Annotated in this window: 15 protein-coding genes; 12 read left to right on the top strand and 3 right to left on the bottom strand. The window is 36.2% G+C overall.

Annotated elements, in window-relative coordinates:
- Positions 1 to 27: 27 nt before the first annotated feature.
- Positions 28 to 534, top strand: coding sequence for a DUF3189 family protein (locus ACFQZ1_RS24210; protein ID WP_377884709.1), 507 nt, complete (start codon positions 28 to 30; stop codon positions 532 to 534).
- Positions 535 to 580: 46 nt separating this feature from the next.
- Here the strand turns inward: ACFQZ1_RS24210 and ACFQZ1_RS24205 are convergent, their stop codons facing one another.
- Positions 581 to 1,285, bottom strand: coding sequence for a hypothetical protein (locus tag ACFQZ1_RS24205; protein WP_377884708.1), 705 nt, complete (start codon positions 1,283 to 1,285; stop codon positions 581 to 583).
- A 723-nt stretch (positions 1,286 to 2,008) separates the two neighbouring features.
- Here ACFQZ1_RS24205 and ACFQZ1_RS24200 point away from each other — a divergent pair.
- The 8 genes from ACFQZ1_RS24200 (at position 2,009) to ACFQZ1_RS24165 (ending at position 11,333) form a co-directional block, all read left to right on the top strand.
- The gene (locus ACFQZ1_RS24200; protein ID WP_377884707.1) at positions 2,009 to 3,232 is read left to right on the top strand and encodes an MFS transporter; all 1,224 of its coding nucleotides are present in this window, start codon (positions 2,009 to 2,011) and stop codon (positions 3,230 to 3,232) included.
- Between the two features lie 41 nt (positions 3,233 to 3,273).
- On the top strand, positions 3,274 to 3,705 hold the full coding sequence (locus tag ACFQZ1_RS24195; RefSeq protein WP_377884706.1) for a GNAT family N-acetyltransferase: 432 nt from the start codon (positions 3,274 to 3,276) through the stop codon (positions 3,703 to 3,705).
- Positions 3,706 to 4,052: 347 nt separating this feature from the next.
- Complete coding sequence (locus tag ACFQZ1_RS24190; RefSeq protein WP_377884705.1) at positions 4,053 to 4,373, top strand: heterocycloanthracin/sonorensin family bacteriocin; 321 nt, start codon at positions 4,053 to 4,055, stop codon at positions 4,371 to 4,373.
- Between the two features lie 71 nt (positions 4,374 to 4,444).
- Positions 4,445 to 4,687, top strand: coding sequence for a heterocycloanthracin/sonorensin family bacteriocin (locus tag ACFQZ1_RS24185; protein ID WP_377884704.1), 243 nt, complete (start codon positions 4,445 to 4,447; stop codon positions 4,685 to 4,687).
- A gap of 187 nt (positions 4,688 to 4,874) precedes the next feature.
- Positions 4,875 to 6,839, top strand: a complete 1,965-nt coding sequence (locus ACFQZ1_RS24180) for a putative thiazole-containing bacteriocin maturation protein (RefSeq protein ID WP_377884703.1) — start codon at positions 4,875 to 4,877, stop codon at positions 6,837 to 6,839.
- Entirely contained in the window at positions 6,836 to 8,779 is a 1,944-nt protein-coding gene (locus ACFQZ1_RS24175) for a TOMM precursor leader peptide-binding protein (RefSeq protein WP_377884702.1), read from the top strand. Before ACFQZ1_RS24180 ends, ACFQZ1_RS24175 begins: the two co-directional genes overlap by 4 nt.
- A 22-nt stretch (positions 8,780 to 8,801) precedes the next feature.
- Positions 8,802 to 10,373, top strand: coding sequence for a SagB family peptide dehydrogenase (locus ACFQZ1_RS24170; RefSeq protein WP_377884701.1), 1,572 nt, complete (start codon positions 8,802 to 8,804; stop codon positions 10,371 to 10,373).
- Positions 10,374 to 10,910: 537 nt separating this feature from the next.
- Positions 10,911 to 11,333, top strand: a complete 423-nt coding sequence (locus ACFQZ1_RS24165; protein WP_377884700.1) for a YfmQ family protein — start codon at positions 10,911 to 10,913, stop codon at positions 11,331 to 11,333.
- Positions 11,334 to 11,626: 293 nt separating this feature from the next.
- Here the strand turns inward: ACFQZ1_RS24165 and ACFQZ1_RS24160 are convergent, their stop codons facing one another.
- Positions 11,627 to 14,749: an efflux RND transporter permease subunit gene (locus ACFQZ1_RS24160; RefSeq protein ID WP_377884699.1), complete on the bottom strand. Its 3,123-nt coding sequence runs from the start codon at positions 14,747 to 14,749 to the stop codon at positions 11,627 to 11,629.
- A 123-nt stretch (positions 14,750 to 14,872) separates the two neighbouring features.
- Positions 14,873 to 15,469 (bottom strand): undecaprenyl-diphosphatase, encoded by a 597-nt coding sequence (locus tag ACFQZ1_RS24155; protein ID WP_377884698.1) that lies wholly within the window; start codon positions 15,467 to 15,469, stop codon positions 14,873 to 14,875.
- A gap of 216 nt (positions 15,470 to 15,685) precedes the next feature.
- Here ACFQZ1_RS24155 and ACFQZ1_RS24150 point away from each other — a divergent pair, with 216 nt between their 5' ends.
- Genes ACFQZ1_RS24150 through ACFQZ1_RS24140 form a run of 3 tightly spaced genes read left to right on the top strand, consistent with a single transcriptional unit; the run spans position 15,686 to position 19,092 of the window.
- Positions 15,686 to 16,975 carry a VTT domain-containing protein gene (locus ACFQZ1_RS24150; protein WP_377884697.1) on the top strand — a complete coding sequence of 430 codons (1,290 nt, stop codon included), beginning with the start codon at positions 15,686 to 15,688 and terminating at the stop codon, positions 16,973 to 16,975.
- A 55-nt stretch (positions 16,976 to 17,030) separates the two neighbouring features.
- Entirely contained in the window at positions 17,031 to 17,732 is a 702-nt protein-coding gene (locus ACFQZ1_RS24145; RefSeq protein WP_377884696.1) for a response regulator transcription factor, read from the top strand.
- Position 17,733: 1 nt separating this feature from the next.
- Entirely contained in the window at positions 17,734 to 19,092 is a 1,359-nt protein-coding gene (locus ACFQZ1_RS24140; protein WP_377884695.1) for a HAMP domain-containing sensor histidine kinase, read from the top strand.
- Positions 19,093 to 19,163 lie beyond the last annotated feature (71 nt).

Genomic DNA, 19,163 nt, shown 5'->3' with positions numbered 1-19,163 from the left:
ATATACATCAATTTAAAGGATGATAGTATGATCTATATCTATACTGACTATGGCGGAACACATACAACTTCATTAGCAGCAGCGTACCATCTGAAAAAGCTGCCTACTAATCGAAAATTAACCAAAGATGAAATATTAAACGTTGATTATTTCAATAAATTAAAAACCTCTGATATGGGGAAAATTATTTTTCATGGACGAGATGAAAATGGAAATCCTGTTTATACGGTTGGCCACGGTGCATCTAAAGTTGTCGTTCCAGCTTTAAAAAATTTAAGTGTACTATTACAAGATCGATATCAAAACCATGAAAAAATTGTATTCTCTAATACATCACCAACTGTTCCAATCGCTATGACATTTGGTGGTTTATTTTCAAGAAGATTAAAAATCGATTTTATTGGTGTACCATTATTAGTTGTCGGCGCAAAACAAGCCTGTAATAATATTATCAGGCTTGTAGAATATACGAAACAAGCCGGAAGACTAACAAATGAAGATGTTGTGATATTAGAAAATGAAAACTTTAAATAGTTTATAACAAAAAGGATGGCTAACAACATATTAGCCATCCTTTTTACTATAATATCTCAACTTTTTTTCGAATCACAATCTTGTCAATGTCCTCTTCTTCATCACCAACATATAAACCACGTTCTTTCAAATACATCTCAAAATACAAATCAGCTTCAGCACGCTCATCGTATGGCTTCGCAGATAAAACAAATCCCATTTTATTTTGTTCTTCCAATTCAACCGTAGAAATATAGGCGGGGATTTTATTACGTAAAAATAACTCTTTAACTGGAATAATCATGTCTTTCATTAACTTTGATAAAAGACTCATTTCAAATTCAAAATTAAAGCGATCAATGCTAGATAAGTCTGCAAAAACAACCCCAATAAAACCAGTATTAAAAATTTCTTGGTAATCTATCTCTTCTATCTTTCCATTGTAAAAATTCTTTTCAATTAAGTAATTTTTAAAATAAGCAACGCCTTCAGACTCTTTAAAAGGTTTCGTAGAAAGAACGAAACCGATTTTCTTTTGTTTATGTAAATACACGCATGATAAATAGGCAGCAACATTATGTTCAGCAAAAAGAGAACTTGTTGCTTGTACAAGACCATCTAATACATGATGTGCAATATGTAGTCGTTTACGGGAAAAATAATATGATTTTTTTTGTAATTCCAATGTATCGATAAACACAGAGCCAATAAAGCCTGTATTTGAAATGGTAGGAGTATGCTTTTTTCTTCCTCTGCGTTTATTTTGAGTCAATGTAATCCTTCCTTCCTAATACCCATCCGATAGGGGAGAGGGAGTATGAAACGAACATTTGTTCTTATGTTTATATTGTACTATTTACTGGTTAAAAAGTAAATGTTTTATCTTCAAAAATAAAGTGAAACTTCCATCAGTGGGTTTTTTCCCCAACTGGAAAGCTCTCACCAATCGGGCGCATGCCAGCAGTTATCCCCACCTATCTTGAACTTTGGGATGGTGCTCTTACTGTCCACGAATAGCGGGATAAATAAAAAGATGCCTCAAAAAGGCATCTAAATTAAGAAAAGGGGCGATTAATCACCCCTTATGAATTATGTATATTTATATTAAGAAATGGATGTAATTTCTTCTGCATCTTCAACGTCTAAATGACAATCCATTGTACGTACATCTTGATCTTCATGGCTTCCAAAATAAATAGTAATTTTCATATGTATCGCTCCTTTATTTTAGGAATACCTAAAATAATCATTTATTGTTTTCTATTATATACCACTTTACATATTCGTACAATCTTCTCAATATTAAAAATAAGTTTATTTAATATTAAGAAGATTGTTATAATGAAGTTATCTATATTGAAGGAGGAATTAACATGCAAAAAACACTAAAAACATTTTCAAATGAAGGAAGAGGAGTGAATATCAACTAGCGCAAGATAACACTCCTACTTCTAAAATCATCATAAAAAACGAATGGTAGAAAGTAGGAGAATAATTGAAGAAACAAACTATCGCGTCACATAACATTGGAATTTTATTTTGGGTACAGTTTTTTGGAACGATAAGTTTTTTGCAGCCGGTAATGACACTTTTTTATATGGAAAGAGGATTAACGGCAGCAAATATATTTATTGTACTCATGTGTTGGAGTGGAGCTGTACTTGTTGGAGAATTACCAACAGGTATTTTTGCTGATCGATTCGGTGCGAAATTATCATTTTTGACAGGATCTATCATAAAAACTTTTAGTATTTCTATCTTATTATTTGCAGATAATCTATGGTTATTTTGTTTATATAGTTTATTGAACGGTTTTTCGGTTACATTTTTCTCTGGCGCAGACGAAGCGTTAATTTATGAATCATTAAAGGAAACAAATGAGCACGATCTAATGGATAAAGCAATAGGGAAAATCCAATCAGCAGGCTTCATTTCAATGTTAATCGCAGTAATCTTCGGTTCGTATTTCGCTAAAGATTTACGTGAAGAACAATTTACATTTTTAATTATACTCGGAATATTATTTCATCTGATAGAACTTGTTTTATTACTTTTTATTAAAAGTCCAAAGAAACTGTCATCTTACCGAGAAGAGTCTTTTTCACAAGTAATCGAAGGAATAAAGGTTATTCGTGAGGCACCACAATTACTTGTTATGTTTTTAAATGTCTCTCTTGTATTCATTCCGGCAAGTGCAGTTTATGATACATTTAACCAACCATTGTTCACGAATGCAGGCCTTCCTGTATTTGCAATTGGTATTATGTACGCTTTAGCTGCCATCCTTGGATATTTTTCTTCGATATCAATCGGATGGCTTACTAGCAAATTCTCACGTATAGTATTAATGAATGTAACAGGTGGTTTAGCTGTTGGCGGGTTGCTTTTATCAACGTTTTATGGAAATAAACTGTGGGTCGTATTAGGAGCGTTCTTTATTTTACGGTTCGTACGCACAATTCGATATCCGATTTATTCGCAGCTTAGTAATGACATTATACCGTCTCATGTACGAGCAACAACGATTTCGTTACTATCTATTCTAGATTCGATATTAGATCTTGCTATTTTCGGAACACTATCATTTTTAGCCGTTAATACATTACCATTTGTCTTTGCTGGCTGCGCATGTATTGCATGTATCGGAACATTTTTACCGATTAAAAGTGTTAAAGTAAGCGTTGCAGCACATCAGTCAATAAATCAAAATGTAGAGTAACAAAGATGGAAGTTTCACTTTATATCAAGGAGAGAAAGCAAATGCTATATATACAGAAAGCTAACTTAGATGATATGCAATGGGTTAATTTTCAATATGAAAAGATTAATTTTGTGCCATCACATTTAGACAATGAAGAGATCGGAATTGCGTATTATAATGGTCAAAAAGCCGGCTTAGGAAGATTAGTAAAAGTTGATGAAAACATCTTTGAAATGGGTGGAATATATACGTTAGAAGACTATAGAGGAAAGAAGATTGCTGATAGTATCGTTGCATTTCTTATTAAAGAAGCTCGGAACCTTCAAATTCAAAATGTATATTGTATTCCATTTGAACATTTAAAACCTTTTTATAGTAATCATGGATATCAAGAAGTAGTAGATTTAGCTGCGGTTCCTAAAAAGATTATAGATAAATATAATTGGTGCTTAGAGCAATACGAAATAAAAACATTGTTAATGAAATTATAAGTTTGAGAACACGCATAGACTGCGTGTTTTTCTTTTGTCAAAAAACGTCCAGGGAATGAAAAATATAGAAATATATACATCCTCTTTTACAGTTATATCTTTCATTCTTTCATACTTGTTTTGTATATTGATATATTTATATTTTGAATTTTTGAGGGATTTTTGTATTCACAAGCCTAGAACTATGATTATTTTATATAACCCCAAATTAGGCATTTGAACAAGTTACAATCCCTAATTATAGGTCATACTTTGTTGAAGAGTGCATTCACAATAATTTATCGTCTTACTTATTGCGGGACGTATTTTCATTATGGCTCGTTAAAAATATATATGGGGGTTATGAAATGAATAATTTTCAACAAGAACTACAAACGTTAAATCTGAATGATTATCAAACTGGAAATGTTGTGTACTGGGATAGCCAAATTCCTTATCCATACTATATTGATGAGGACTATACTCGTCGTTGCGGAGGATGTGGTCGTTGCGGAGGATTCCGTTGCGGAGGATTCGGTCGTTGTGGAGGATTTGGCCGTTGCGGATTCCGTTGCTTTGGATGCTTTGGATGCCTTGGATTTGGATTTGGATGTGGCGGATGCGGCGGTTGTGGCGGATGCGGCGGTTGTGGTGGCGGATTCTGCGTGGACGGAGTATGCATTATTTAATTCCTATGTCTTATCTATTACAGGACGTATTTTTATTATGGCTTGCTAATTATTTACATGGGGGTTATGAAATGAATAATTTTCAACATGAATTACAAGCGTTAAATCTGAATGATTATCAAACTGGAAATGTCGTATACTGGGATAGCCAAATTCCTTATCCATACTATGTTGATGAGGACTATACTCGTCGTTGCGGAGGATTTGGCCGTTGCGGAGGATTTGGCCGTTGCGGAGGATTTGGATGCTTTGGATGCTTTGGATGCGGTGGTTGCGGTGGTTGCTTCGGATGCTCGTTGTTCTGGTTTATTTAATACTGATTTGTTAACGGGAATTTTACTTCAAGAAAAGTGTTGCTACATGATTTTTGTTGTAGAAATACTTTTCTTGAACCGTTCTTCACTTTTCCATTTGACATAAGAAAAAATAGTATACATAAAATTGTTATGACGGAAGTTATCCTGCTCATTCAAGAACAATGAACAGAGAAGGAGGAGTACAATGACAAAATTAAACGCTTCTACACGTTTAAAAATGAAAAGAGATACTTTTTTTCTCTCTGATCCAAAAGGAGAAGTGTATTTTAGAAATAATGCTAGTTCATTCCGAATGGAAGGGAATTCTATCAACCAATGGATTGAAAAACTGATACCAATGTTCAATGGAGAATACACATTAGGAAATTTGACGGATGGCTTATCTGAGCCATATCGAAAGCGAGTATTTGAAATAGCAGAAATACTGTACCAAAATGAATTTGCAACAGATATAAGTCAAGATCATCCACACCAATTACCAGAAAACATTCTCCAAAAATACGCATCTCAGATTGAATTTTTAGATAACTCAGGCGTTTCAGGTGCATATCGTTTTCAATCTTATCGCCAAACGAAAGTATTAGTTGTTGGCGCTGGTTCTTTTTTTGTTTCTCTTATTTCCGCATTACTTGAATCTGGGTTACCGAAATTTCATATGATGATTACTGACCCAGTATCAACCAATCAAAGACGAATAAAAGAATTAATAGAACATGCCCAAAAAACAGACCCCGAGGTGAGGGTCGAAGAGATTTTTCCACAAAAAGAAAAAGTAAATATTTTAAAAAGGGCTTTGCAACCATTTCATACAATTTTGTATGTAACACAAGAAGAAGACATAGAGAAAGTAAAAATTCTTCATTCCATTTGTAAAGAAGAAAAAAAGATATTCATCCCTGCCATATATATGCAAGGGGTCGGATTAGCCGGGCCACTCGTACACCCAGAAAGTGATGCTTGCTGGGAATCAGCTTGGCGACGTATACACAAGTCTGCATTTTCTAAAGTTTCTCAAGAACACACTTTTTCTTCTACAACAGAAGCAATGTTAGCAAATGTAGTTGTATTTGAACTGTTTAAAAATGTTACTGATGTAACAAAACCCACGCAAACGAATCAATTTTTTCTGCTAAATTCGGAAACGTTAGAAGGAAACTGGCATTCCTTTTTACCTCATCCTTTAGTAACTGAGAGAGTGGAAATCGAATGGGTTCGAGATTTCCATACAAGAATCAAACAGAACGCAAATAAAAATGAATTGGATGAATCTATTCTGAACTTGAATTACCTTGTATCAAAAGAAGCAGGGATTTTTCATATTTGGGAAGCAGGGGACTTGAAACAGCTGCCATTGGCTCAATGTCGCATTCAAACGGTTGATCCGCTGTCAGAAGGACCTGCTGAATTATTACCAGATATGATTTGTACAGGTTTAACACATATGGAAGCAAGGTACGAAGCTGGATTAGCCGGAGTTGAGGCTTATATGTCACAAATGGCTAGCTTACTTGTTTCAAAACTTTCCGAACATCCGCAAATAAAGAGAAATATGACAGATTCACAGAATGTTGTAGGAATTGGAACCGGAAAAACAATTCCAGAATGTGTTTTACGAGGATTACAAAAGTGTTTGAATGAAGAATTTCATAAAAGACAGATGAGCCAAAATATTGCTGTTTCTCGGGTAGAATTAGACGCAATAGAAGATGAGCACTGTCGCTTTTATTTACAAGCACTTACCACTCTGCAAGGAACACCTACAATCGCTTTTGGAGAACCTATTTTCGATTTTCCTGTTATATGGGTCGGCACGAATAATCGTTGGTACGGAAGTGTAGGATTCGATATAACAATAGCACTACGAAATGCATTACAGCAGGCGCTTATAGAAGCGCAAAATTGTGATGATTGTCTTACATCACAAGCATTAGAGCCTTCATCGGTTTTATTACCAGATAAAACGCCATTACATTTCGTTATTTCTTCTTACGAAGACAAGACACACTTAGAAATATTACAATCTGCTGAACAAACGCTAAAACAGAATGGAAAACGGCTCTGCGTATTTGAAATAACGCTAGAAGAAGTCTGGAAGGAGGAATTGGCAGGAATATTTGGGGTATTATTGGGGGAGGAGGAATCCCGGTGAGCGCTTCCATTTTAATTATTGGAGAGGGACTATTGGCAAATCGCGTATATGAAGAATTATCTGTCCAATATGAAATCAATCAACACACTGACTTTGATCTAAAAATACCCGCAACAACGGATTTAGTTCTCGTATTACACGATACTTGGAATCCTTCTTTTCATAAAGAAGCAGAAAGTATACTTCAATCAACAAATATTCCTTGGCTGCGAGCCTTCGTTTCATTTGGAGAAGGAATAATCGGTCCACTAGTTCGTCCTGGCACACCAGGATGTTCCCAATGTACAGATATACGCCGTACTTTTGCAGGAAATGATTCTAAAGAGATGTGGAAGATATTGCAGAGCCTAACAACAAAAAAGGAAATGCCCCGAGACACATGGGCATCAAGGAATGGATTATTACAGATGACGCATATTTTGCTAGAAGAAGTGCGGTGCATTTTACAAGATGATCATGCACGATCAGAAGGACACATGTTTTTCGTTAATTTACAAACATTGAAAAGCTCGTATCATTTTTTTCTACCTCATCCTTTATGCTCAAATTGTAGTCAAGTACCTAATGATTCATCAAATTTAGCCGAGATTTCATTGCAATCAAGCCCGAAGATTAACATAAATGATTATCGTTGTCGTTCAATCTCTGAACTGAGTAAAGTATTAGCCAAGGATTATCTAGATTATGAAACGGGGTTTTTAAATGCTAAAATGTATAACCTTACACCTCCATTTGCCGAGGTAACTGTAAATCTTCCGTTTCTCTTTGGAAATGAAGTAACAGCTGGCCGTACCCATTCATATGCAACTAGCGAATTAACTGCTATTTTAGAAGGATTAGAACGATATTGCGGTCTAGAACCTCGGGGGAAACGTACAGTTATTCAGGACACATTCCGCAATTTAGCTCATCAAGCACTTAATCCCCTTGAAGTGGGTGTACATGCAAAGGAACAATATATGCAACCTAATTTTCCATTTAAACCGTTTCATCCAGATCGTCCAATGAATTGGGTATGGGGTTATTCATTTTTGCAAGAACGTCCAATTTTAGTTCCAGAACTACTTGCTTATTATAGTTTAGGCGGTAGAGATGGTTTTGTTTATGAGACTTCCAATGGTTGTGCATTGGGTGGCAGTTTAGAAGAAGCGATTTTTTATGGCATTTTGGAAGTAATTGAGCGCGATTCATTTTTGTTAACTTGGTATGCTCAGCTTCCTCTCCCGCGTCTTGATCTTTCTTCTGTCCATGATCAAGAGTTGCAGTTGATGGTAGAACGCGTGCGTGCAGTAGGGGGATATGATATACATTTGTTTAACTCGACAATGGAGCACGGAATTCCAAGCGTCTGGGCACTGGCAAAAAACAGAAAAGAGAAGGGAATAAATATTATCTGTGCAGCTGGAGCTCATTTAGATCCAGTACGGGCAACGAAAAGTGCAATATATGAATTAGCTGGCATGATGTTAACACTTGATAAGGAATTTGAGGCGAATCGTAAAAAATATGTACAGATGTTCCACAATCCTTCGCTCGTGAAGCAAATGCCTGACCATCCTATGGTATGCGGTTTGCCAGAAGCAGAAGAGCGGTTTCAGTTTTTGTTAGATAAGAATCGTCCGCTACAAACATTTACCGAGGCATTCAAACAGAAAACAAGATATGCAGATTTGACAGATGATTTAAGCGAAATACTTCAGATGTTGCACCAGTTAAACCTCGATGTGATTGTAGTAGATCAGACGACTCCAGAAATAATGCGAAATGGATTACATTGTGTGAAAGTACTCATTCCAGGAATGTTGCCAATGACATTTGGGCATCATCTTACGCGTTTAACAGGTCTAGAGAGAGTATTACGGGTCCCAATGGAACTCGGATATACGAATCAATCGCTAACGTTCGAACAACTCAATCCACATCCGCATCCGTTTGCGTAAGTGATGATTAGGAGGGAGAAGGATGGGTTTAGAGACATTTTTGAACAATTTACATTTTAATACCGACGAATCAACATCTTCGACTTGGGAGGTGGATTGGGAAGATGGTCCACTTTCATATAAGCTTTATCGGGACTTACCGGGAATTCCGTTATCTTCAGAAGTAACACTGACACTTGAAAATCTCGAAGTATCAACAGAACCAAATCTTCGCGAAATCGGTCATTTTCTCTGGTACGTATTTGGGATTACTCAATTCTGTCAGTCAACCTTACCAACACCAGAAATAAATTTTATGCAGTCGTATCGGAGATTTGTTCCCTCGGGTGGAGGCTTATATCCAAATGAATTGTATATATATTTAAAGACAGAAAATGTGCCTGTTGGGATTTATCACTATGATGTAGCACACCACCGCTTAGTGTTAGTAAGAGAAGGTCATTTTGATTCCTATGTAACGCGGGCTCTTGGAAATAGTTGTGACATATCCACTTGTTTTGGTGTTGTTTTTGTATCGACAATGTTTTGGAAAAACTTTTTTAAATACCATAACTTTTCTTATCGTCTGCAAGGATTGGATGCAGGCGTGCTAATAGGACAATTGCAAGAAGTGGCAAAAAAATTTGGATTCACATCAAGCGTGCATTTTCAATTTCTAGACCGGGCCATCAATCATTTACTTGGGTTATCCGAAAAAGAGGAGAGTGCGTATGCAGTTATCCCTCTATCGATAAATTTTGAAACCCCACAGTTTAATAATGAAGATGATGCTACGAATATAGAAGTCTCTGCTACTCAACTATGCGAAGAATTACCAATCATTCATCATAATCACTATGTCCGATCACGAAAGATTGCAGAGTATCCGATGCTAATTCAAATGAATGAAGCATCTATGCTTGAATCTACACGAGCGTTTCAAAAAATCAAGAGTGAAACGAATAAAATGCGTGATGGTCAAGCGTTAGTTCTTCCTCGTATAAAGCGAATGTCGTACGACTTAGCATCTGCGTGCCAAAATCGATTTTCACCAGAAATGGATTTCACTTTTAAGAAAATGAGTCAAGAACAATTGACTAAGTTACTATACGATGCAACTGATTCCTTTGCTTATCAAAACGATTTGGATGAAACGCACGAAGCACGCATGATCCGAGTCTCACTGTATGTATGTGTGCTTGGCGTTGAAGGTATTCAGAACGGCGTTTATCATTATGACAGTGATGCTCATGCATTACGACAAGTACAGCTTGGAGATCATCGACTTTTACTGCAAAGCGGAATGACATTCCACAATGTGAACCTATTCCAAGTGCCGCTTTGTCTACATGTGGTAGGGGATAAAAATCACCTTAAAACAGCACTTGGATATAGAGGATATCGCATTCAACAGATGGAAGCAGGCATTCTTGTACAAAAATTATTGTTAGCAGCTTCCGCCCTTGGGCTAGGAGGACACCCGCTTCTTGGGTTCGATGTTAACGTGTGTGATGAAATTTATAAGCTTAGTTCAGAAGAAAAAACGAGCCTAATCCAGATACCGATTGGTTTCCATCGTCAACGTCCTTGGTTGAAAGGGAGTTTGCATTGTTAAATTGTTGCAAATTAAAAATAGCCCTAGTTTATCCCTTCTTAACGGGCAGTAATACTTCACCTCAAAATTCGACAAAAACAAAGAAGTTAGTTGGGAGATAAACTGCCCGTAAAAGTCCGATTGGTGAGGGCTAATAATCAGTGGGAGATGAAGAAAATCCCCACTGATTAAAGTTTCACTTTATAAGGAATCCCAGATCGCTTGCATTCAATTGAATGCAAGCTTTTTAATGTAGTAAACATTTTATGTATGGATAGCACCATATGCACATCAAGCCAAACTAAGATTATATAAGATTAATTTTAGTTGAAGCGGGGGGGTTCCATTTTTTTAATTAAGCTGCATGATTGTGTAGCATAGAACAATTGTATACGATGCCTAAAATATCAAAGACCATTGGTGTGACCATGATTTACCATTGACATTTCCCCATAACTTTATCAAGTTTCACATAATGTACAAAATTTAACTATTTGCACTATGGTAATATTAGTTATGTAATGATATTATTTTAAACCGTAACGGAGATGATAAAATATGACGACCTGGTTTATAGTTTCGTTGATTATTTTTGGTTTGATTAAAATAATAGTGACATCTATTCCAACCTCTGTTGTAGACTCATTTGTCAGCAAATTTGAATTGCATCCAACGCTTAATGACGAGAGTGTCACTGTAACGTTCGACGGAAAACGCTTACAAAACGAAGGAAAAATTGAAGTTATTAATCATTTTAACGAAGCGTTATTTTTAGAGAAATATTACTTTCCTCCACAGAGCAGTGGGACTCCAGTAATAATTGATACTAAGAGGGGAAAAAAGGATGTTAGGTTTTCTGTATACAGCTATGACGATCACGTTGATGTGTTCAAACAGTACAAGAAGAAAGTAGTCGCGTACAGCCTGCGTTCCGATGGCCTTCAAAAAAATTCTATGTTAGTAACGGGAGATGTAGTTTAAAAAGATCGTCAATGAGGCGGTCTTTTTTTAAAATTCATTATAAATACTGATAAGTTAATTTTCTGCATTTTTACCAATCGTAAATGAATTGAATGACAGAAGAATTAGTTCTCATAGTTTGCAAGAAAAATTCACAATGGAGAGTTCCAGTACTTTCATCTCTTTGTGATATAACATTCTTAAAATAAAAAAGCCTCAAAAACTACAGTTTTTGAGGCTTTTGTTTCTTTAAATTAGAGGAACAAAATTTTCTTTTAAAAAATCTATTTTTATTGGCAGTATTTCTATAATGTTTAGGATAAGTGTTTAGCATCCTTTGTTACTTCTATTTTACTGTGAGCGGACTTCTTATGAAGCCACTCATAAATAATTGGAATGATAATAAAACTGTTAATTGTCGATGTTACCATTCCTCCTATAACCACGATACCTAATGTTTGAGAAATAACCGTATCCGCATTATGAGAAAATGCAAGTGGTAACAAAGTAAGGATTGTTGCTGCTGCTGTCATTAAAATTGGTCTAATCCTTGAAAGGCTACCATTCAAAACAGCCTCTTTAATAGGCATTCCTTCTTTTCGATTTCGTTCGATTTTGTCGATTAATACAATTCCGTTCGTTACCACGATTCCCGTCAACATAAGTACCCCAATTAGGGCTGCTAAGTTCCATTCCCCGCCAAATAGCACGAGTGCAACTACGACACCACTTAAGGCAAGCGGAATGCTGAGGAGTACAGCTAATGGAGCTCTCCAACCTTTAAATACTGATGAAATAATCAGTAACACTAACAAAATGGAGAACGCTATAGCAACGGACATATCAAAAATCATTTGTTTAACTTGTTCTGATATACCTCCTATAGAATAACTTACACCATTCGGAAGCTTCATGTTTTGCAGTGTTTGATCCACTTGGCCTGAAACTTTGTTAATGTCATTTGAAGTAATTTGAGCTGTAACAACAGAAAATGGTTGGCCATCTCGTTCACTGATTGTAGACGGAGATGAATCTTTTGTAATCGTTGCTAGCTGGTCAAATCTTACACTATTTCCGTTTTTCGTTTGGAACGCTTCAGCTCCTAATGAAGCCATTACATCACTTGGCGAAGCATCGATCTGAACCTTTGAATCCTGTCCAGAAGCAATTTGATCGAGATATACGTCTACTGGAAGGTTCTTGTGATTAATGGTAATCGTTGCATCCTTCGCCTGTGCCATATATCTGTTTACTACTTTTAGGATGTCGGCAACGTTCACACCTTGTTGTTCAATAGCTGAACGATTTAAAGTTACTTTATATTTCGGTAATCCATTCGTTAAATCTACTTTTCCATCTACGCTTAATCCAGGTATTTTTGCTAACTCCGTTCTTACCTTTTGAGCCGTTTGATCGAGTGTAACTTGGTCTGCACCAGTGAGCAATAGTTTCATTTGTGAATCATCACCGGAGATATTTTGACTAGTTACGGTATAGGCTACTTTATCGGAAAGATGCGGCAATTGAGATTGTAAATTTTGAATAACAGAATCTGCATCCTTATCATTTTTCAATGCAACAGAGAGATTCGCGACATTTGGACTTTGAATAAATCCTCCTCCTTGGTCGAACACATCATCACTTTGAGGAGTCATAGTGGAACCAAAGCTAGAAGAATACGATTTCACCTTCGGATTTTCTTTTAAAGTTTTTTCCACTTTTTGAACTTCTGCATCTACTTCTGGTAATGTACTTCCTTTTGGTAATTCTACCTTAACGGCAATTTGACCAGATTTGGCGCTTGGCAAAAAGTTAATAGGAAGGAAAGCAGCATAAATGGCTGCGAACACAAAGATAATAACAGACCCAAACACCATTGTTTTTTTATGTTTTAAAGCAGATTGTAAAACCGGCTTCATCTTCGGCTCTATGCTTACTGATTTTTTATTGGATGGAGCACCTTTCCAACCCATGAATGCTAAAGCTGGGATGACGAACATCGCAACAAAGAATGAAGTAATAAGCGCAATGACTACTGACCAAGCAAATCCACTGTAAGATGCACTGATCATACCTCCTACCATGGTGATCGGTATATATACTGCAATAGTTGTTAAAGTGGATGCGAGAATCGCAGGTAACATTTCCGTTACCGCAGACCCTAGTAATGAGAGTAAAGATTTCTCTTTTGATTCTTCTTTTTTACGGTACATGTTATCCAAAATGACAATCGAATCATCCACAATTCGTCCCATCGCTACAATCAAACCGGAAACTGTTAAAATATTTAACGTGATACCCATAGATTTTAATATCGCAGTTGTTGCCAATAGGGAAATCGGCAATGAGATTGCGATAAGCAAAGTGGATCGAACATTACGGAAAAAGAAAAATACACAGATCATGGAGAATACACAGCCGAGTAATCCTTCTCGAACTAATCCGAATAAGGAACTGTTTAACTCCTGTTCGCGATCCAATAAGACTTGCATTGAAACGTCACCATTTTTAACGGAATCAAGATGTTGTACTCGGTCTTTTACCTGTTGTGCTACGTCTGTAATATTAGCAGAAGGAGTTTTAATAACATTTAGCACTACGCTAGCTTGACCATTTGTTCTAGACACAGTCTTCACATCATTTAAGGAATGAGAGATATCTGCAATCGCTGATAACGGTACAGTTTTCCCTTCTGCATTTTTAACAGGTACATTTTTTATTTGTTGTTCATCTAGTGTTAATCCATCAAAGCTTACTGGAATGGATAATTGATTATTTAGCATTGTTCCTTTTGGTAAACTTGGAAGAGATGTAGCTAAAGATTTATTTACATCATCCAGTGTTAGTCCGTTTTTTGCTAAATCCTTCATGCGTACGTTTAATACAAATCCATCCTTTGCTCCGCCAAAGACACTCACATCTGAAACACCTGGTACAGATTTGAGTTGTTTTACAATGTCTTGTTGTACGTTAGAGCGCAGTGCTTGTTCGTTAAATTTAGAGCTTGTTAAGCTATACGTTAAAACAGGAAATGAACTTGTAGTGACTCTCGTCACAGTTGGTTTCGCTGTAACAGTAGGCGGTAACTGTGCATTTGCCAACGCTTTGTTTACTTCGTCTTCTGCTTTCTTCATGTCAAAATTCATAGGAAAATACAAACTCATAAACAAACCACCATCATATGAGGTTGTTTCTACGTTCGCTAATCCGTCTACAGTTTGTGCAGCACTCGCAAGCGGGTCTGTAATCTCTTTCTTGATTTGATCTGCTTGCTCCGCTGGAACACGCATACTTACTGTAAGAGTATTGTTGTTAATTCCTGGTAAGTAGTCGCGTTGCATTTGGAAAGCAGAAATGCCTCCCCAAGCCAATATAATGAGAGCACAAATAATCATTAATATGCCTCGTTGCATCGATCCCTCAATAATCTTCTTCATTCTCTGACCTCCTCGTTTCATTTGTGTAAATGTAATTTTCGAAATATAAGAAAAAGTATGTTTCTCTAGTAATCATAGGAGCTTGCGCTCTTTTTCCTTAGAAACATCCTTATCTTTCTAGATTTAGATCTTATAGCTGTACTTAGCTAGGAAAGGGATATGTTTCGTTAATTTCTTATACATGTAGAACACTACTTGTACTAAAGGCTCCAACTTTTTAGAGAACTTCATAACCAATAGGCTTGCCCCATATGAAATAAGAGCGCCACCAATCACGTCTGCAGGATAATGGACCCCGACGAATACACGCGAAATGCCAACAATTATTGCCCATATTAATACCGGATACTTCCAAGAATCTTTTCGTAGCAACAGCGTACATGCTATAGAGAATACTAATACCGAGTGATCACTTACAAACGAAGAATCAGCAGGATGCGGTATTAATTGATGAACATGGTGTGCCACGAATGGACGTGGATGGTAGTAGACAAGGTGAAGGATTGCGTTTATGGACAATCCAAGTAAGCAAGAAAAGACAATGTATATAGCTGTATATTGTTTTTCTACTCTTTTTTCTTTGTTTGTAGTAAACCATAGAAATAACATGAATGCGATTACGACATAAGGTACGCTATTAGTGATGAATATCATACCTCTATCTAAAAAAGAGGAGCGACCGGCCAAATCGTTAATCCATTGAAATATTTCATAGTTCATATTGTTCAACTCCTTACTTGTTAGAGTTTGGTGACTTATTTAGAAAAGTGAACACTCAAACTCACCAAAAATATGTACCCTAAGTGTACCGAGGGAAGCTGAACATCCTATGAAAATTACATTAAAATTGAATTAAAAATGAAAAAAAACGAGTATTTGGTGCTATGGTAGTTTATAAATAAAAACAAAAAAAAGAATGAGGCTCGGAGGAACGACATGGAACATTTAATTTCATTATTTGAGCAGCACAGCTATAGTATTTTATTCACTGTTATTTTGATTGAACTGCTTGCGGTTCCGATTTCGGCTGAATTCTTTATGAGTTTTGCCGGATATTTTGTGTTTCAAGGAAAAATGGATTACACCTTGGCCATTCTGACAGCTATTGCTGCGGGAGGAGTCGGAATTACAGTCACATACTGGATTGGAAGGTTAGGAGGCTATAAACTGATTGAGAAGTATGGACGGTATATTCACCTTGGACCTAAGAACTACAAAAAAGTAGCCGCTTGGATGGAGCGATCAGGCAGTAAATTGTTGGTAGTTGCTTATTTCATTACTGGGGTTCGGCACTTCACAGGATACGTATCTGGTATTTCAAGAATGCCGTATCGAACCTTCTTTATTCCAGCATATATAGGGGCAAGTTTATGGGCAATTAGCTTTATTACACTAGGTAAAATATTAGGACCGCGCTGGCAGGATTTTCATAAATTGGCCGGTCGATATCTCATCTACATTGTCCTTGTACTCGCTATCGTTATAGTAGGGTTACTAGTTTACAAATTTTACAAAAATCAAATCAAAAGCTTTTTCATTCGACTGCTTAATCGGCTTATTTCTTATTTTCGAACAATCCGAGCAACGGAAGTATTCCTTATCAGTCTTACACTAGTCTTACTAGGAATGACAACCTTAATGTTGGGAATGGCACAGGATTATTTATATAATGAGTTTACTCAGTTTAACGAGGTTACTACCTATATTGTTCATTCTGTACTTCAAACAGGATGGACAAGTAGTATCAAAGGATTCCTATCGTTGCAGTCACCTATCGCATTTAGTGTTCTCATTATGATTACGATTTTAGCCATTTGGAGAAAAGGAAGGAATAGATGGCTTGAAGGCCTCTTACTTATCGTTTCCATACTTGGAGCGCATATATACCATAATGCGATCATACACACACTGTCTTATTTTCACTTTATTGGAAAAGATGCGGCAACTCGTTCTTCTACTTTTCCAGATGAAAAAGCAACCATTACCATTATTGTGTTTGGCAGCTGCTTATTTCTAATGGTACGCCACCTGAAGAATAAGTATATACAATTTGCTCTCCCTCTTCTGGGTATATTACTATTACTATGTATAGCAATTGCAAATATTGGGTTTTCTCATATACTTCCAAGCGATATCGTGGGTGGATATGTATATGGCGCGGTGTGGATATTCTTGAATTTCTTACTATTTGAGATGTTTCGCCTTATCGTAAATAAGCAAATTTAATATCCAGTGCATACAGAAATATGACAGACAATGAATGTAGAAAGAAGAGGAGATTATGAACAAACGGATTTTAGTTGTAGAAGATGAAGTGCAAATAGCCAGGGTACTACAGTTAGAACTGGAGTATGAAGAGTACGAAGTATTAGTAAAACATGATGGGAAATCAGGATTAGAAGTAGCCTTACACGAAAATTTAGATTTAATCTTGCTGGATGTAATGTTGCCGGAATTGAGCGGTATAGAAGTGTTACGACGATTAAGAAAGGCTGGTATCCATGTACCGGTAATCCTCTTAACGGCTCGAAATACAACATTAGATAAAGTCATGGGCTTAGACCAAGGGGCAAATGATTATGTTACAAAACCGTTTGAAATGGAGGAACTTCTTGCGCGGGTACGTTCAAGCATTCGTTCGAACACCATGATGACAGCTGGGGTTCCGTTACATAAACAAGCAACTCTTTTATCCATTGCTGATTTATCGATAAATATGGATACGAGAGAAGTGACAAGGAACGGGAAATCCATTTCACTAACTCCAAAAGAGTATGATTTATTAGTATATCTACTTACTAATAAAAACAAGATTGTAACACGTGAGGGTATTCTTACTCATGTTTGGGGATATGAATACGAAGGAGAAACGAATGTAATCGACGTGTATATTCGTCATCTTAGAAAGAAGATAGACGAGGAGTTCTCTTCTCCATTAATTCATACAATCCGGGGAATAGGGTATTCCATAAGGGAGAAATAAGATGAAGATCACAACAAAAATTAATTTGTTAACGACAGCTTGGCTATTTTGTATATTACTAATTATAAACGTTGTTGTATTTTTTTCTTTTATGAAAACAACTGTAAATATGGAAGAACAAGTACTGTTTGAAAAAACACACGATATTATACAAGAACTTCATAAACAAAATACAACGATGCTGACAGAAGACACATTAAAATCATATTTAGTCGAGCATTCCTTCATTCGGATTATAGATTCTGATTCTCATGTGATCAGCCAAGTTACGGATGATAAACATTTATTTGATATAGGAGCTAAATTCTCTAAAAAATCTGAGTCACAGCTATACAAAATTCGTGAGGAACAAATCTTAATCACTCGCGTTCCCATTACTTTTGATAATCATGTGGTGGGTACATTGGAGATTGGCGAGCGGTTAACCGGACTTGAAACGAGAAAAGATATTTTATTATCTATTCTTATCGCTTGTTCCGCTATCGCCGTTATATTGTCTCTTCTCAGTGGAAGATGGTTGTCAAATATTATTATGCGACCAATTTCCAATATGATTAAAACGATGGAAGATATTGAACAAAGCGGTGTTCCAAAAACAATAGCTATTCATAAACAAACAAAGGATGAACTTGAAAAGTTGGCTACAGCGTTTAACCTTATGATTAAGAGACTACAAGAAAACTCCGAAAAACAAAAACAATTTATTTCGGATGCCTCTCATGAGCTAAAGACCCCTCTTACAGTTATTAGAAGTTATGCCAATTTAATAAGAAGACGAGGCATCAAAAACGAAGAAATGACAATAGAAGCAATTGAGGCAATTCATTCAGAAGCAACTCGAATGCAAAGAATGACGGAAGCATTACTGGATTTAGCGGCATCAGAAAAAGAAACTGTTTTAGAAATGAAATCATCTGATTTAGTATCACTATGTCAAAGCATTTTACAGCAATTCAAAGATGTTTATAGAAGAGAAATTACACTCCATTACGATCAAGCACCTATTATAGTTAAAATGGATGAGCTGAAGATAAAACAAGTCATCATCATATTGCTCGATAACGCTATCAAGTATAGTTCTGACAAAATTGAAATTTTCTTAGAGAAGAAGGAAGATCATGCTGTTATACGAGTAAGCGATTATGGTATCGGTATCCCCAAGGAAGAAATAGAACATATTTTTGAACGATTTTACCGGGTGGATAAAGCAAGGAGTCGAGAGACAGGGGGAACAGGATTAGGGCTAGCTATTGCAAAAAATATTATGAAACAACATAAGGGAGAAATCAAGATACGAAGCGAGGAAGGAAAAGGAACCGATGTGGACTTGTTATTACCTGTTTCCTATATGAATGAATAAAGAAGTGAGACTAAAAAATAATAGTGAGGATAAGATTTTATAAATATAAATCATCGTGTTATTTGGTTTTT

Origin of the sequence: Bacillus sp. CGMCC 1.60114, from assembly GCF_042676365.1 — a bacterium.
Taxonomy (GTDB): domain Bacteria; phylum Bacillota; class Bacilli; order Bacillales; family Bacillaceae_G; genus Bacillus_A; species Bacillus_A rhizoplanae_A.
This window is presented reverse-complemented; position numbering and strand designations above follow the sequence as displayed.